The sequence below is a fragment of the Acinetobacter sp. CIP 64.7 genome (assembly GCF_000369745.1).
Lineage (GTDB): Bacteria > Pseudomonadota > Gammaproteobacteria > Pseudomonadales > Moraxellaceae > Acinetobacter > Acinetobacter fasciculus.
In genome coordinates, this window is sequence record NZ_KB850177.1 from 258,927 (window position 1) to 276,290 (window position 17,364).

Annotated in this window: 11 protein-coding genes and 3 pseudogenes; 13 read left to right on the top strand and 1 reads right to left on the bottom strand. The window is 44.6% G+C overall.

Going from position 1 to position 17,364, the window contains the following annotated elements:
- The first annotated feature begins 78 nt into the window (after nucleotides 1–78).
- From rsmH to F890_RS01275, 8 genes are all read left to right on the top strand, one after another.
- Entirely contained in the window at nucleotides 79–990 is a 912-nt protein-coding gene (gene rsmH / locus F890_RS01240; protein ID WP_004281129.1) for a 16S rRNA (cytosine(1402)-N(4))-methyltransferase RsmH, read from the top strand.
- A gap of 76 nt (nucleotides 991–1,066) precedes the next feature.
- Nucleotides 1,067–1,333: a cell division protein FtsL gene (gene ftsL / locus F890_RS01245; protein ID WP_370940785.1), complete on the top strand. Its 267-nt coding sequence runs from the start codon at nucleotides 1,067–1,069 to the stop codon at nucleotides 1,331–1,333.
- A 15-nt stretch (nucleotides 1,334–1,348) separates the two neighbouring features.
- The gene (gene ftsI / locus F890_RS01250; protein ID WP_005101401.1) at nucleotides 1,349–3,172 is read left to right on the top strand and encodes a penicillin-binding protein PBP3; all 1,824 of its coding nucleotides are present in this window, start codon (nucleotides 1,349–1,351) and stop codon (nucleotides 3,170–3,172) included.
- A gap of 11 nt (nucleotides 3,173–3,183) precedes the next feature.
- Complete coding sequence (locus tag F890_RS01255) at nucleotides 3,184–4,680, top strand: UDP-N-acetylmuramoyl-L-alanyl-D-glutamate--2,6-diaminopimelate ligase (RefSeq protein ID WP_005265515.1); 1,497 nt, start codon at nucleotides 3,184–3,186, stop codon at nucleotides 4,678–4,680.
- Nucleotides 4,681–4,689: 9 nt separating this feature from the next.
- Nucleotides 4,690–6,093: a UDP-N-acetylmuramoyl-tripeptide--D-alanyl-D-alanine ligase gene (locus tag F890_RS01260; RefSeq protein WP_005265516.1), complete on the top strand. Its 1,404-nt coding sequence runs from the start codon at nucleotides 4,690–4,692 to the stop codon at nucleotides 6,091–6,093.
- Nucleotides 6,094–7,212, top strand: a complete 1,119-nt coding sequence (gene mraY, locus F890_RS01265) for a phospho-N-acetylmuramoyl-pentapeptide-transferase (RefSeq protein WP_005265518.1) — start codon at nucleotides 6,094–6,096, stop codon at nucleotides 7,210–7,212.
- A 54-nt stretch (nucleotides 7,213–7,266) separates the two neighbouring features.
- Nucleotides 7,267–8,070, top strand: coding sequence for a putative RNA methyltransferase (locus F890_RS01270; protein ID WP_005265527.1), 804 nt, complete (start codon nucleotides 7,267–7,269; stop codon nucleotides 8,068–8,070).
- A 105-nt stretch (nucleotides 8,071–8,175) separates the two neighbouring features.
- Nucleotides 8,176–9,480, top strand: a complete 1,305-nt coding sequence (locus F890_RS01275; RefSeq protein ID WP_005104965.1) for an IS4 family transposase — start codon at nucleotides 8,176–8,178, stop codon at nucleotides 9,478–9,480.
- A 44-nt stretch (nucleotides 9,481–9,524) separates the two neighbouring features.
- On the opposite strand, the gene ponA is transcribed toward F890_RS01275, so the two are convergent.
- Complete coding sequence (gene ponA, locus F890_RS01280; protein ID WP_017397739.1) at nucleotides 9,525–12,050, bottom strand: penicillin-binding protein PBP1a; 2,526 nt, start codon at nucleotides 12,048–12,050, stop codon at nucleotides 9,525–9,527.
- A gap of 165 nt (nucleotides 12,051–12,215) precedes the next feature.
- Between ponA and F890_RS01285 the strand changes: the two genes are divergently transcribed.
- The 5 genes and pseudogenes from F890_RS01285 (at nucleotide 12,216) to F890_RS01305 (ending at nucleotide 17,355) form a co-directional block, all read left to right on the top strand.
- Nucleotides 12,216–13,274, top strand: a complete 1,059-nt coding sequence (locus tag F890_RS01285) for a pilus assembly protein PilM (protein WP_005265529.1) — start codon at nucleotides 12,216–12,218, stop codon at nucleotides 13,272–13,274.
- A pseudogene (locus tag F890_RS01290) lies at nucleotides 13,274–13,913 on the top strand (PilN domain-containing protein). The gene F890_RS01285 and the pseudogene F890_RS01290 overlap by 1 nt, the downstream one beginning before the upstream one ends.
- A pseudogene (locus F890_RS01295) lies at nucleotides 13,910–14,632 on the top strand (type 4a pilus biogenesis protein PilO). The pseudogenes F890_RS01290 and F890_RS01295 overlap by 4 nt, the downstream one beginning before the upstream one ends.
- A pseudogene (locus F890_RS01300) lies at nucleotides 14,632–15,160 on the top strand (pilus assembly protein PilP). Before F890_RS01295 ends, F890_RS01300 begins: the two co-directional pseudogenes overlap by 1 nt.
- Before the next feature lie 62 nt (nucleotides 15,161–15,222).
- Nucleotides 15,223–17,355, top strand: a complete 2,133-nt coding sequence (locus tag F890_RS01305; protein ID WP_318270329.1) for a type IV pilus secretin PilQ — start codon at nucleotides 15,223–15,225, stop codon at nucleotides 17,353–17,355.
- Nucleotides 17,356–17,364 lie beyond the last annotated feature (9 nt).

The following is a 17,364-nucleotide window of genomic DNA, read 5'->3' on the forward strand; positions in this document are numbered from 1 at the left end:
ACAAAAAGTCGTTTGGAGCTTTGCCTAAACAGGGTGATAATGTGCAGTTAAATTTTTCCCCCTATTGATTGAGTTTTTATGTCACATATTTCTGTATTACTTCACGAAACGATTGATGCCTTGTTGGCGGGTCGCAATACGGGAACTTATGTGGATGGTACCTTTGGCCGTGGTGGGCATACGCGTTTATTACTGTCCAAATTAGATGAAAATGCACGCGTCTATGCCTTTGATAAAGATCCGCAAGCACTGGCTGTAGCGGCTGAACTCGAACAAGAAGATTCACGTTTTAAAATTATTCATGCTAGCTTTGCTGATCTGAAAGATGCCTTGGCTGAACTGGGCATTGAACACGTCGATGGGGTGATGGCGGATCTTGGTGTTTCTTCACCGCAGCTGGATCAGGCTGAACGTGGTTTCAGTTTTATGAAAGATGGCCCGCTGGATATGCGCATGGATAACTCGCAAGGTCCAACCGCAGCAGAATGGCTGACCCAGATTGAAGAAGAAGCGCTGGCGAATATCATTTTTAAATATGGTGAAGAGCGTTATAGTCGCCGTATCGCCAAAGCGATTAAAGCTGCTGGATATATTGATACCACGGCAAAGCTGGCTGAGATCGTAAAAGTAGCGCACCCGAAATGGGAAAAAAATAAGCATGCTGCGACCCGTACTTTCCAGGCGATTCGTATTGCTATTAATAAGGAATTAGAAGATATTGAAATCTTCTTGCCTCAGGCCGTTGAAATCTTGAAACCTGAAGCACGTTTGGCGGTGATTAGCTTCCATTCACTGGAAGACCGTTTGATTAAACAATTTATTCAAAAAGAGTCAACGCTTGAAGAGGATTCAGGCTGGGGAATGCCACAACAACAGAAAGATACGCGACGTTTAAAGAAAGTTTCTCGTGTTAAAGCCAGTGATGAGGAGGTTAAAGCCAATCCTCGTTCGCGTAGCGCATGGCTCCGGGTAGCAGAACGTTTAGCTTAATAGGCAGATCATGAAAACGGAAGTGGTTGATAAAAAAACAGAAAAATTGTGGCTGAAAAAAGTTACAATCTATCTCATGCTGATACTGATGGTCTTCATCAGTGCAGTATTTGTGGTATTTCAGGTATTTGAATACCGTCAGGACAACAGAAAGCTGAGTACCTATCTGCGTGAAAGGGATGACCTGAATGCAGAGTGGGGGCGTTTGCTGATTGAACAGCAAACTTTTGGCGCGACGGCACAGATCGGTACGCGTGCAGTGACACAGCTGCGTATGTATTCACCTCCGGTTTCACAAAGTGTCGTGATTTCCTTACCACAAACTTCAGATGAGAAAAAATAAGGCTAGCGTTCCGACATGGTAGACAAGAGAAAGAAGCAACCGGTACGTAAAAAACAATCGGTCACCGACAAAAATGCCTCAAATGTTTATATCAATCGTTTTTACATCATGTGGGCGGTGGTGCTGCTGTGTTTTGTGACACTGATTTGCCGTGCTTTCTATGTACAGATTATTAATAAAGATTTTTTGCAAAATAAAGCCAATGCCAATATTTTAAGAACCAATACCATCAAGGCGATGCGTGGCGTAATTTATGATCGTAATGGCATTCCATTGGCGATTAGTACCCCAATCATGAAAATTGTGATTGATCCACGTGATTATTTTGACAATAAAAAACTCTATGATGAGACCATGCTGGCGCTGGAAAAAGAACCGAATAGCCGCAAGCTCAAACGTCAGCTACCTGATAAAAACCTGAATCTGGATGAGCTGGCGGATGCAGTCGGTATGGATCGGGCAGAACTGCGCAAAAAAATGGAAGAACGTCCGCGTTCACGTTATCTGATCCTGAAAAAAGAAGTTCCGCCACAACAGGCCGAACTGATCATGAAACGTAATTTTCAGGGCGTATATACCGAGAAAAACTATAAACGTTATTATCCGCAGCCGCAGCCAAACTCTCAGATTATTGGCCTGACCAATAGCGAAGGCAGCGGCATTGAAGGTCTGGAAATGCAGCTGAATAGCCGTCTTTCCGGAAAGGATGGCGAGCAGCAGATCATTCGCGATAAAAAAGGCAACCGGGTCAAAGAACCTGAAGTGATTAAAGAAGTTGAGCCGGGCGAAAATATTACCCTGAGTATCGACTCGCGTCTGCAATATATTATGTACCGTGAGCTGACGGCTGCTGGTGTTGCCAATAATGCCCGTTCAGCGACTGCGATTGCGGTAGATGTCAAAACCGGTGAAATTCTGGCGCTATCTTCATGGCCATCGTATAACCCGAATGATAAAAACAGCCTGCTCAACAAGGATGCCATGCGTAATCGCGGTGCAGTCGATTCTTTCGAGCCGGGTTCGACCATGAAGCCGCTGACCGTGGCAATGGCGCTGGAAAGTGGCAAATATACGGCGAATTCAGTCGTGAATACCACACCGGGCAGTATGCGGGTCGGTAATCATACCATCCGTGATACGCATAACTATGGTCAGTTGACACTCGGGGGTATTCTGCAGAAATCCTCTAACGTTGGTGTGGCGAAACTGGCCTTGTCGCTGCCTTATGAAACCTTACCAACCTTCTATAAACGTCTCGGTTTTGGTCAGCGTTCAGCAGTGAAATTCCCGGGTGAAAGTGCCGGTTTGATTCTTCCACCAAGTAAATGGAATGTGTCAGAAGTGGCAACCATGTCCTATGGTTATGGTCTGAACGCGACGGTACTTCAGCTGGCTGATGCCTATGCCATGCTGGCCAATAAAGGCGTAAAAATGCCGCTGAGCCTGTACAAGCTGGAAGAGCAGCCCCAAGGTGAGCAGATGATCGATGCCAATATTGCCGATCAGGTCCTGCTGATGATGGAAACTGCAACCTTGCCGGGGGGTACGGCGACTCGTGCCACCATTCCCGGTTATCGCGTGGCGGGTAAAACTGGTACTGCACATAAATTGCGTGCCGACCGTAAAGGTTATTCAACCAGTGAATACCGTGCATTGTTTGCCGGCGTAGCACCAGTCAGTGATCCACGGATTGCCATGGTGGTGGTGGTAGAAAATCCACAAGGCACCTACTATGGCGGTACCGTATCTGCACCAGTCTTTGCCCGCGTGATGCAGGAATCCTTGCGTCTGCTGAATGTCCCTCTGGACAAACCTTTAGAACCTCCCAAAGTCCAGTAAATAGGTGATCAATGTCTATTACATTTCAAGATCTCTACACCCCTCACGATGTCGCTGACTGGATGAAGCAATCCTTTCAGGGCTTCGAGCTGGATAGTCGTAAAGTTAAACCCGGACAGATTTTTATTGCCTTGACCAGTCTGTCACAACCGGAAAAAACTGCTCAATTTGCCCAGAAAGCCTTAGAGCAGGGCGCATTGGCCGTGATTTCAGAAACTGAACTGGATGTATCTCCAAATCTGATGGTGGCAGATGTACGTCATCTCATGGGGCAATGGCAAAAGCAGTATTTGCAAGCAATCCAACCCGTTGCGGCTGCGCGTATTCTTGCAGTCACCGGCACCAATGGTAAAACCACGATTTCTCGCTTGGTGGCTGAATTCATCATGCTGCAAGGTAAAGCCTGTGCGGTGATGGGCACAACAGGTAATGGAATTTTACCGAACCTAGAAGCATCTTCGCATACCACCCTGGATGCCTTGCAACTGCAAAATGCCTTGCATGGCTATGCGCAGGCCGGTGCGGAGTTTGCCTCGATTGAAGCCAGTTCGCATGGTCTGGAACAAGGCCGCTTGAATGGTTGTGATATCGAGATTGCGGGCTACAGCAATTTGAGTCGTGACCATCTGGATTATCATGGAACGCTACAAGCTTATGCAGAAGCAAAGTCTGGTTTATTCCGATTTAAATTTTTAAAAGTGGCTGTCATCAATATTGATGATGAACATGCACAGATCATGCTGGATGCTGCGAAAAACAATCCGGCACAGCCTAAAATTTTGACTTATTCCACCCAGCAAAAAGCGGATTATCAGGTTCAGGATATTCAGTACAGCATTTCAGGTGCGACCTTTAAACTAAAAACTGCTTCTGCTGAATATAGTGTTAACAGTCCATTGCTGGGACATTTCAATATTGAAAATCTGATCGCCAGTCTGATCATGGCGGAGCAGGCTGGATTTGACCTGAACAACTTGATTGCGTCTGTACCACAGCTCAAAGGTGCACCGGGCCGGATGCAGGTGCTGCGTGATGGCGAGCGCCTGTTTGTGGTGGATTATGCGCATACCCCGGATGCCTTGACTCAGGTTCTGGTGACCTTGAAACGTCATGTTTCACAAAATCTCTGGGCTGTTTTCGGCTGTGGCGGTGATCGTGACCGTGGTAAACGTCCACTGATGACTCAGGCTGCTTTAGACGGTTCGGATATCGCAGTACTCACTTCGGATAATCCGCGGACCGAAGATCCGGCACAAATTTTTGCGGATATGAAAAATGGCATTGATTTTTCCGGCAAAACCTATCATGAAATTCATGACCGTCGTGAAGCGATCAAGTTTGCGGTTAAACACGCGCAGGCGGGTGACATTGTCGTGATCGCAGGGAAAGGGCACGAAAATTATCAGGAAATTGATGGCGTACGTCACTGGTTTGATGACGTGATCGAAGTGCAGGCGGCGATTGATGCCCAGCATTGCAGTACAGATTCAGCCTATTCAGCGCATTAGGATTCAGATATGCATACCTCAACAACAAGTACTGCGGCGCTGGAGCCGTGGAGCATAGAACAATTACAGCAGGCCACCCAAGGCTACTGGCTGAATGATAAAAAGCCTGCAGGCCAGATCAAGCGGATTTTGACTGATTCACGTGATGCAGAAGCAGGTGATGCTTTTCTTGCGCTGAAAGGCGAGCGTTTTGATGCACATGACTTTATTGCGCAAGTGGCGGCTCAAGGTTGTGACATTGCCATTGTCAGCCGTCCGGTGGATGCTGATATTTGCCAGCTAGTGGTAGAAGATACCCGTCTGGCATTGGGATTGTTGGGTGCTTATCGCCGTCAGCAGAATCCTCAGCTCAAAGTGATTGCCTTGACCGGCAGTAGTGGCAAGACCACGACTAAGGAAATGTTGGGGAGCATCTTGTCGCGTCTGGCACCGACCTTGGTGACACGTGGTAATTTGAATAATGACCTTGGTGTGCCAGTGATGTTGCTTGAGCTGCGTCCTGAACATCAATATGCAGTAATGGAACTCGGTGCAAGTCATCAGGGTGAAATTGATTACACTTCAAAAATGGTGCAGCCGCATGTAGCCGGAATCATTAATATTGGGACTGCGCATTTAGGTGAATTTGGTGGTCGTGACGGAATTTGCCGTGCAAAATCCGAAATTTATGCGCATATCTCTGAGACTTCGATTATTCCTGCTGCAGATGATTTTGCTGAAACCATTCGTGCCGCAGTAAAAACTGAAAAAAACTTGAGTTTTGGTGCTGGTGGTGAAGTCTATGCCAGCAATGTAGTCCTTGATGCTCAATCTTCAAGCTTTACCCTGAATACAGCGCAAGGCTCGAAAACAGTTCAGTTGCCGTTTGCCGGTGAGCATAATGTCGAAAATGCGACCGCAGCAGCAGCTTTCGCCCTGGCGATCGGTATTAATCTTGATGATATCGTAGCCGGTCTGGAACAGGCCGTGGGTGCGAAAGGTCGTCTGAACTTTATTCCGCACAAAGACTATTTATTTATTGATGATACCTACAATGCCAATCCGGGTTCGATGCGTGCAGCGGCTGAAGTTCTGGCGCAGCAGCAAGGCATCCGGGTGATGGTCACTGGCGATATTGGTGAACTTGGTTCATCTGCTGCAATTGAGCATTACAAGCTCGGTCGGGATCTGGTCTCGGTGAAAGGCATTAATTTTGTGGTGGCTGTGGGTGAATTTGCTCCGGCCGCACAAGAAGGTGCCCGTAGTACACAATATGGTAAAAAAATGCAGGCTTTCCTGAATCAGGAGCAGGCATTACCGTTTTTAATTCGTTTGATTGAAACACATCAACCTCAGCCGATGTCATTCCTGTTTAAAGGGTCGCGTTTTACCCATATGGAAACATTGATGGCTGCATTGATGGAGAAACTCTAAATGCTGTTATGGCTCTTTGAACATTTGGCGGGCTTTGACAGCACGTTTCAGGTGGTTCGTTATTTAACTTTACGTGCTTTGCTCAGTGTCTTGACGGCACTGACCATTGGTCTGGTGCTCGGTCCTATAATGATTCGCAAGCTTCAGGCGCTGAAATATGGTCAGGCAGTCAGCTCGTATGCCCCTGAAAACCATGCCAAGAAAATGGGAACGCCGACCATGGGCGGGGTACTGATCCTGCTTTCAATCGGGATTTCGACTCTACTTTGGGCGGATCTTTCCAATCCTTATGTCTGGATTGTGCTGGGTGTGATGGTGATTTTCGGTGCCGTTGGCTGGGCCGATGACTGGATTAAAATCCGTTATAAAGACAATGCGGGTTTGCCTGCGAAGAAAAAATTCTTCTGGACTTCAGTGGGTTCATTAGGTGCTGGTATTGCCTTGTATGTGATTGCGCAGCAACAGACCAATCCAGTGCATACCGCGAATATGCTGGATCTATTGATTCCATTCTTTAAAGACCTAAGCATTCCATTGTCGATGATTCCGTTGGGTATTGGTTTTATTATCTTTACCTATTTCGTGATTAACGGTGCATCCAATGCCGTGAACCTGACCGATGGTCTGGATGGTCTGGCGATTATGCCAATCGTGCTGGTTGCTACAGGTTTGGGCGTATTTGCCTATTTGGCCGGTGACGTGCGCTTTGCCAATTATCTGCATATTCCTTATGTAAAATATTCGTCTGAACTGGTGGTGGTCTGTGCTGCCATGATCGGAGCGGGTCTGGCTTTCCTTTGGTATAACGCCCATCCAGCCCAAGTATTTATGGGGGATGTCGGTGCTTTATCTCTCGGTGCAATGCTCGGTACGATTGCCGTCATGGTTCGTCAGGAAATCGTATTTGCGATTATGGCCGGTGTCTTTGTGGTGGAAGCGGTTTCAGTGTTCTTGCAGATTGGTTCATTAAGAATGCGCAATAAACGTGTATTCCTGATGGCACCGCTACATCATCATTATGAAAAGAAAGGCTGGCGTGAAACCCAGGTGGTGATCCGTTTCTGGATTATTACGATTATGCTGGTAGTTTTGGGTCTAATGACCTTAAAATTGCGCTAAGAAATGCATTGGAAAAAGTCGGCGCATGCCGGCTTTTTTATTTTGGAGAAAATGATGAATTTACTCATGTGCCCAGTCTGTCGCCAGCAGTTGAGCTTAAATGAAAGAACATGGCGATGTGAGAATCATCATAGTTACGATGTCGCTAAACAAGGCTATGTGAACCTGCATGTGGTTCAGCATAAGCACAGCAAAAACCCGGGAGATACGCCTGAGTCTGTGCAGGCACGTCGTGCATTTCTCAGCGCAGGTTATTATGCGCCTTTGCAACAGGCTGTCGTGGAAAAGATTCGCGAGTTGCGGATTGAGAATCTTTTAGATATTGGTTGTGGCGAAGGCTATTACACCAATGCCATGCAGGCCGAAGTGCTGCAATGCGTTGGGGTCGATATTGCCAAGAATGCGGTTCAGGTCGCAGCCAAGCTGAATAAAGAGGTGACTTGGGTCGTAGGAACTGGAGCGACTTTACCAGTATTAGATGAGTCGATTGATCTGTGTACCAGCTTATTTAGTCCAATTCCCAAACAGGAAATCCTGCGAGTCCTAAAACCAAAATCTTATTTGATGGTGGTGACACCGGCCCCACAACATTTATATGCTATGCGTGAGGCTTTATTTGAAGAAGTGAAACCACACGAGCCGCAGAAGTTTGTTGAGCAGTTACAAGATGAATTTAATCTGGTTAGTGAGCAGGTGATTGGTGCGCCAATGGTTTTGCCACAGGCTGATTTAAAAAACCTGATTGCCATGACACCCTATGCTTATAAGGCCAAGCCGGAACACCGTTTAGCACTCGAACAGCAGGATCAGTTTGAATTGCTGGCGCAATATCAGATTTATCTGTTCCAGAAAAAATAAAAAATTGAATATAAAAAAGCCCTCAACTGAGTAATGCCAGTCAGTTAAGCAGACATTAGAAAAATGTAGTAAAAATGAGTGTATGCCAATACGCTCATTTTTTTTATGACTTTATCTGAAAATTTAGATTGCACCCTTCAACATTCTTTGCCTTCACTCAGCCATTTCAGTGAACTCATTGATTTAAACTGGATTAAAGAAAGCCTACATCAAACAGGTAAGGCTTCTATCAGGAGAAGAAAATTACCTGCCGAACATGTGGTATGGCTGGTAATTGGGCTTGCCCTATTTCGAGATCAACCGATCGGGTATGTCGTAGAGCAACTAAAACTTGTGTTTGGTACAACAGAATATTGTGTCCCCAGTGCAGCAGTGCAAGCACGACAACGTTTAGGACGAGAGCCCTTGAATACCTTGTTTTCTCTACTCAGCCAAGCCTGGTTTGAAGAATCCCAACAGCAATACTCAAACTTTCATGGCCTTAGTGTATGTGCTGTTGACGGGGTGGTTTGGTCTATGCCTTATACAGACGAGAATTTTGAACACTTTGGCTCATCTAAGGGTAAAACCGCTGCAGCCCCTTATCCACAAGTGAGAGCAACCTGCCTGGTAAATACCAGCACCCATGAAATCATTGATGCCCAAATAGGTAGCATGGATCAGGGTGAACTTACACTGGCAAATCGATTATGTCCTCCATCGCATAGTATTACCTTGTTTGATCGAGCCTATTTCTCTGCTGATTTCTTGATTGACTGGCAAACACGAGTAGAAGCCAGTCATTGGTTAATGAGAGCAAAAGATAATTTACGCTATGAGATCATTAAACGTAATTCCCCGCATGACTTTCAAATCAAAATGCCTCTTTCAGCTAGAGCCAGGAAGCTAAATCCATCATTAGGAGAATATTGGGAAGCGCGTTTGATTGAAGTTGAGCAGGCAGGGAAAATTAGACGTTATATCACTTCATTAATGGATTCAAAGGCATATCCACTGATAGGCTTGGCGAAGCTTTATGCCCAGCGCTGGGAAATAGAAATGTGTTACCGAGAAATCAAAAGTGATTTACAGGAAGGTAAGCATTTGAGGAGCAAGCAACCTGATTTAATTTATCAAGAATTATGGGGGGTCTTCATTGCCTATAATATTCTAAGAAGACAAATGAAACATATGGCTCAACGTGCAAAAGTCAGTCCTTTGAGAATCAGCTTTCATATTGCCTCTATCAGCATCCTGAATATATTAAGATTTGATTCTTTAGACTCCGCAGGGAATTTACCTAAACATCTAGAAAGTTTACTGGAGAAATCGAGGAGGTATGTTTTGCCTGAGAGAAGGGTTAGAAGTTGCCCACGAGTTGTGAAAGGAAAACCGCAGAAATACCCAAGAAAATGCCAGTCAATTTCTTAACTGACTGGCATTACTCAACTGAGGGCTTTTTTATATTAGTCAGATCACTGAACTTCTTCGATCAAATTTTCCAGAGAATCTACCCGGTTCGGCTGAAGAGGCTGTTCTTGTGGTGCAGAACCTTCATCATCTGGTAAACGAATCGGTTGATCTGGCAAATCTTCAAAGTCAGTTTCTGTGCGTTTCGGGACGACCACAGGTGCAGGACGGTAAAGTGCTGTCGCCAGAGGCGGAGAAGACGGATCATTCTGTGCTTCATCAGCCTGAACCACCTTGTTGCGATTTACCGGTGCCTTAGCATTGCGGTCTAAACGTACCCAGGCTTCTGGCTGGCCTTTTAATGCCTTGCCCATAAAATCGGTCCAGATCGGTAGAGCTGCCACACCACCATATTCACGGCGACCTAAAGTGGTTGGCTGATCAAAGCCTACCCAGGTCACGGTGACTAACTTACCATTGAAACCTGCAAACCAGGCGTCTTTGGCATCATTAGTGGTACCGGTCTTCCCGCCGATATCACCACGACCAATTCTTAATGCAGCACGGCCAGTACCATGCTGAATCACATCACGCAAAATGTTGGCCATGTCATAGGCAGAGCTGGATTTTAAAATACGCTGTGCCTGACGATAATTACTGTCTTCGGCAGAGACTTTAGGTGCAGCCTGTTTTTGCTCTAAAGTTGTATTGTTGATTGCAATTGCTTCGTCATCTGCGGTAATAGGGTCAGTGGTTTGCGTTGTTTCTTCTTTTGCATTGATACATGAAATGCAGGCATATTCAGGCTTGGCTTCAAAGATGGTATTGCCATAGGCATCTTCAATGCGGGTAATAAAGTGCGGCTGGATTCGGTAACCACCATTTGCAAAGGTGGCATAGCCAGTCGCCATCTGAATCGGGAGGACCTGTGGGGTGCCTAAGGCAATGGTATAGTTACGTGGAATCTGACTGTCCTGTAAACCAAAATCCATAAATAACTGACGTGTACGTTCAATCCCGACGGCCTGTAATAAGCGCACTGAGACTGTATTACGTGACAGATAAAGTGCACGACGTAGCGGGATCATGCCCAGATAACGGCCATCCGAATTACGTGGCGTCCATTTGCCAATGGTAATGGGTGCATCATTGACCATGGTATGCGGCGTCATGCCACGCTCTAAGGCCAGTGCGTAAACAAAAGGTTTAATTGTAGAACCAGGTTGACGCCAGCCTTGGGTTGCACGGTTAAATTTAGACTGATAAAAATTATACCCACCGACAATAGCCTCAATCGCACCATTATTTGGGTTGATGGCAATCAATTGTCCTTGCACATTGGGAATCTGCACCAATGACCAAGAGGTTTTATTTTCATTGGGTCTTAAGCGAACAATGTCTTTGACTTTGACAATCTCGGATGCTTTGCTCGGTGCACCACCTACACTGTTAACGTTACGAAAGCGACGCGCCCAGGACATACCTGACCAGGGAACAGTCACGCTGCTTCCGTCCTGCATGAGTGCTTCAAAACTGGAATTACCCACCTGAGTTACTTGCGCAGGATAAGTATTGGCATAGGCACGGAACTTGTTGAGGGGTTGATCATGTGCTTCAGCACCACGCCAGCCATGTCGACGGTCATAAGCCTCTAAGCCTTCTTGTACCGCTTGCTCCGCATAGGCCTGACGTTCACTATGGATGGTGGTATAGACTTTATAACCAGAATCTACCGCTTGTTCACCAAAATTTTGTACCAGTTCAGAACGTACCATTTCACCGACATACGGGAATTTGTTTCGGGTACTCCGGTCAGGCATATCTAAATTTACCGGTTCAGCAATGGCTTGTTGATATTGGCTCTGGTTTAAATAGCCCAATTGCAGCATACGTCCCAAAATCCAGTTGCGACGTTCCAAGGCACGCTTGGGATTGGCGACCGGATTGTATCGAGAAGGTGCTTTAGGCAGGCCAGAGATCATGGCCATTTGTGCAATTGAAAGCTCTTCTAAGCTCTTGTTGTAGTAAATTTTAGCTGCTGCTGCGATGCCGTAAGCATTTTTCCCCAAGAAAATTTTATTGACATACAGGGTCAGAATTTCTTCTTTACTTAAGTTTTGCTCAATTTTACGAGCCAGAAAAATTTCTGTCAGTTTACGCTTTAGCGTCCGTTCAGGGCTAAGGTAATAGTTTTTTGCCACTTGCATGGTAATGGTCGAACCGCCGGTCTGTACATCCGAGCCAGTCACCGTTTCACTGAGTGCGCGGCCCAAGCTTTTAAAGCTGATTCCGCTATGCTCAAAAAAGCTGGAATCTTCAGCGGCGAGGAAAGCATGAATAAATTCGGTTGGAATTTGTTCATATTTCACGGGAACAGAAAGCTTGCCTCCATATTCGGCAATTAATTCATTATCTGAACTAAAAACTTGTAAAGGCTTTAATAGAGGGGCCTTTTTAAGCGTAGACATTTCAGGCAAAGATGGGGCAATATAGAGATACATGCCATAGAAACCCATCGGAATTGAGATCAGTATAATGATAATGATCAAAAAAAATGGATGAACAAGGCCTGAACAAGATAGCTTTTTCATAACAAGTAAGTTTTAATAAGAGCTAATGGCGAACTAATTACCGGTCAGTATATCCTGTCGATATCCATATTGTTAGATGAGTTATTGTATCTATATAAAATTATAGACTGGACCAATTGGTAAGTTAGATTGAATTGGGGACAAAAAAATAATAGAAAGTGTATTGTGCGCAGGTTATATCGTAAACTAAATAAGGGGTTAATAGGAGTCGATATTAGTTCGACTTCTGTTAAGGTTTTAGAACTTTCTGTAAAAAGTGGCCGTTACTGGGTAGAGAGCTATGCTTTGGTCCCATTATCGGAAAACAGTGTTGTTGAAAAAAACATCTTAAACCCAGAAGCAGTCGCTGATGCCCTTGGGCGTGCAATTAATTTGGGCAATACCCAGTCGAATCAGGCCGCTTTTGCGATTCCAACTTCAATGGTCATCACCAAAATCATTGAGATGGATGCAGATATGTCGGATGACAAACGTGAGGTTCAGATTCGTGAAGATGCGGAACAATATATTCCTTTCCCACTCGATGAAGCGAGTCTGGACTTTGAAGTTCTGCCAGACCGTCTTACTAATCCAAACCGGGTCAATGTGCTATTGGTCGCTACCCGAATTGAAAATGTCGAAGCACGTTCTGAAGTTTTGGAAATTTCTGGTCTAACGCCTAAGATTGCAGATGTAGAAAGTTTTGCGCTGGAAAATGCCTTCAAAGTATTTTCGGATACTTTGCCGATGGGGGTCAATACGGTTGGTATCTTAGATATTGGTCATAGTATGACGACCTTGTCGGTGATGCAGAACAACAAGATTATTTATACCCGTGAGCAGGTGTTTGGCGGCAAGCAATTGACTCAGGAAATTCAGAATCGCTATGGATTATCCTTTGAAGAAGCTGGACGTGCTAAAAAAACCCGTGCTTTACCGGATGATTATGATATTGAAGTGCTAGAGCCATTCCTGGATGCCGTGGTACAACAGGCAGCCCGTTCATTGCAATTCTTCTTTTCATCTTCTCAGTTTAATGAGATTGACCATATTTTACTGGCCGGCGGGAATGCCAATATTCCAGGTCTGGCAAAATTATTACAACAAAAACTCGGTTACCGTGTCACGATCGCGAATCCATTTTTGCAAATGGGCTTTTCTCCTCAAATTGATATTAAAAAAATTGAAAATGACGCGTCATCACTCATGGTTGCATGCGGTTTGGCATTAAGGAGTTTTGATTAATGGCAAGAATTAACTTACTTCCTTGGCGTGATGAGCTAAGAATTAAAAGAAATAATGAATTCGTGGCAATCTGCGTGGGGGGCGCTTTTCTTGGGATTAGCGGCAGCGGGTTCAACCTGGTTTTATTATGATCACAAGCTTCAAGATCAGGAGCAGGCCAATCAGCTGATTCAAAGTACTAACCAGAATTTGGATGTGCAGTTAAAGGCGCTTGAAGGTTTACAAGAACAGCGTAATGCGATTGTTGAACGGATGAAACTGATTCAGGGTCTACAAACTCAGCGTCCGATTGCGGTGCATTTGATTGATGAAATTGTACGGGTGACCCCAAGCAATATGTATATCACCAAATTCCAGCGTATCTGTGACAAGTTTACTATTGAAGGTCGAGCTGAGAGTCCAAATACGGTCGCAGAACTGCTCCGTAATCTGGAAGCTTCATCTTGGTATCGAAATGCCTTTATGAACGCTTTCCTAGAGGCTGAAGAAGCAAAAGAAAAGGCACCGAGCTCTATTATTCTACGTGTGGAAGAGTCCTATGGTAGTTTTACCGTGACGGTAGATCTGGATCAGATCGCTCAGCCAGTACTTAACGAAGAACAACAAGCAGTCGCTACAACTACGGGGGCATCATCATGAGTAATGAAGAATTCGATGAGTTCAGCCAGGATGTCGTCGCTGTACCCAAAAACAAAATGACTGTTGAAAAGTTTTTTCAGCAATTCAATACATTAGATCCAAATAACTATGGTAGCTGGCCTTTATCGGTCAAAATTACTTGATGGATTTTTATTGCTGCGCTGGCATTTGCGGTGATTTACTTCGTTATGATCAGAAGCACGATTGAATCGATTTCACAAGCCAGTACCCAGGAACAAAACCTGCTGAATGAATTCCGTGAAAAAGAATCCAAATTACGCAACTTACAACAATATCAAATCCAGCTTCAGGAAATGGAAGCCCGTTTTAACCAGCAGTTAGAACAGTTACCGAAAGAAACTGAGATTCCGGGTCTGGTTGAAGATATTAACCTGAGCGGTGTGAATTCAGGCCTGAAGTTTAAAAATATTCGTCTAGAGCCTGAAATTAAACAAGAGTTCTTTATTGAACAGCCGATTGCAATTGAAGCGACTGGGGATTATCACGCTTTTGGCTCTTTTGTCAGCAGTATTGCCGGCTTGTCGCGTATTGTAACGCTGCATGATTTCACCATTACCGGTACTGAAAATAAAGAGAAAAAATCTGAAATTCCAGTCATTGATTATGTGGTAAAAGCCAAAACTTACCGTTATGTCGGTAATGCTGAAGGTGCTGCAGCACAGCCTGAAGCTAATAGCACTACTCAGGGGGCGCAGTAATGAAGAACATTAAAATTACTTCAGCTTTAACACTTGGGTTTTTATTGTTGGGATGCGATTCACGCATTGATGCAGTCAATCAGGAAATGGCTAATATTCGTAATCAGCCACCTTTGCCAATTGAACCGGCTCCTGATTTTATGCCAGTTGAAACCTTCAACTATGCAGCACATCAGATCAAAAGCCCTTTTTTACCAAGCTCTCTGGCTGCTGAACTGAAAATTATGGCGGGGAAACGGGTTATATCCAAACCTATCACGTCAACTGCAACCGCTAGAAAGTTATCCGCTCGAAACATTGACCATGAAAGGCAGTATGCGCAATCAGGCAGGACAAATTCTGGCTTTAATCCAGACGCCTGATGGTGAGGTTGAGCGGATTCAACGTGGTAGCTATATGGGACTTAATCATGGTCGTGTGGTTGGAATTACACCAACACAAATCGATTTGATTGAGATTATTCCAGATGGCCGTGAGGGATATGTGGAACGTCCGCGAAGTTTGGTTCTTATCGGGCCGGCGCCATAAGTTTTAAAGGAATAACAATGAATAAGAGTATTAAAGAATTTATTTTTGGGGATGTTAATACAATGAATCGTGTGTTTCGTCAGTTTTCCATGGGTGCTGTTGCGATTGCGGTGATGCAAGCGGCTAGTGCACAGGTTTCAATGACCAATGTAGTACCCATGCAGCTTCCTGGACAAGGAACTGAGATTCGGGTGATGTTCAATGGTTTGCCACCACAACCACAGGCCTATCAATTAGAATCACCGTCACGTTTGATTCTGGACTTTGACAAGGCACAACAGAATTTAAAACAAAGCAGTATTCCGGTGGCAACACGTGAAGCCAGTTCAGTGGATGTCACTTCGGATGCTCAGCGGGCACGTCTGACGGTAAACTTGACCGAGGCAGGAGCCTTTACGACTCGCGTGGAAGGTAATACCTTTATTCTTAAAATTAACTCGGCAACTCCTGTAGCCATAGCTCAACCTGTGCAGCAACAGTCAGCTCAGGGTATCAGTAATATTGGTTTCCAGCGCGGTGCGCAAGGTGAAGGCCAGGTCGTTATTGATCTGCTAGGAAATAATACTCCTGTTGATGTACAGCAGCAGGGTACCAAGGTTATTGTGCGCACTTTAGGTTCCAAGATTCCGGCTCATTTGACCCGTCGTCTAAATGTAAATGATTTTGCTACACCAGTTTCCAGTGTCGATGCCGTGAATCAAAATGGTTCTGGCGTGATTAAGATTCAGTCTGCGGAAAGTTATGAATATATGGCTTACCAGACTGATAACAAGCTGACCATCAGTTTGAAACGTCCGGAAGCCAAGAGCCCATTACGTCCTAAAACAGTTGCTTATTCGGGTAAGAAAATTTCTTTAGATTTCCAGGATATTGAAGTCCGTCGTGTTTTACAGCTCTTGGCCGATTTTACCGATATCAATATGGTGGCCGCAGACAGTGTACAAGGCAATATTACTTTGCGCTTAAAAGAAGTGCCATGGGATCAGGCGCTGGATATCGTACTGAAAACCAAAAATCTGGATAAACGCCGCAATGGTAATGTGATCTGGATAGCACCAGTTGCAGAACTGATCAAGGCTGAAGAAGAAGAAGCTAAGGCTATTAAGCAGAGTGTTGCACTTGCTCCGATCCAAACTGAATATATGCAGCTGAGTTATGCTAAAGCCGCTGATATTGAGAAACTGATTACGCAGAATAAATCTGCACAGAACTCAAGTAATTCATCAAATAGTTCTTCTAATACTACTAATAATGATGATAAAGAAAGCCTTTTGAGTTCTCGTGGTTCTGTATCTATCGATGCGCGTACTAACACATTAATTGTGAATGACACCCAGCCATTTATTGATAAAATCCGTAATATGGTGGATCTGCTTGATGTACAGGTCAAGCAAGTGATGGTTGAAGCTCGTGTTGTTCGTGCATCTACTGAATTTGCGAAAGAAATGGGCGTGAAATGGGGAATCTTATCTCAAGGTATTACCAACAATGATCATTTACTTGTTGGTGGTAGCGATACCACACTTTGGGATTTAAGAACACCTGAAATCGATAGTACTACAGGAATACCAGAGTATGAAATTCAACGTCCAGATAATTTGAATGTTGATTTAGGAGTAGAAAATGCAGCCGGACGTATTGCTTTTGGTTTAATTAGTTTATCTGATTTCATGCTTGATCTTGAATTATCAGCGCTACAAGCGGATGGTTATGGTGAAGTCATTTCTACGCCTAAAGTTCTGACTGCGGACAAACAAAAAGCAACTGTTGAGTCTGGATTGGAAGTCCCATATCAATCAACTGAGGGTAGTGGTGCAAGTGCAACAGCAACGACTGAATTTAAAGATGTGGTACTTAAACTGGATGTAACTCCAAGTATTACACCAGACGGTAAAGTGCAAATGGCATTGGATATTTCTAGTGACAGTATTGCGGGTGTAACACCGATGGGTGAGTATTATTTAAATAAGAATCGGTTAAATACGAATGTCTTGGTTGAAAATGGTGAAACAGTCGTGCTTGGTGGAATTTTTGAACAAGAGACCCTGAATAACCAAACTAAAGTACCATTCTTGGGAGACATTCGTTATTTAGGCCGTTTATTCCGTAAAGATGTAAAAACAGATAATAAGCGCGAGTTACTGATTTTCGTTACACCTCGAATTGTTAATGACAGTGTTTCAAGAAATCATTAATATATTTTG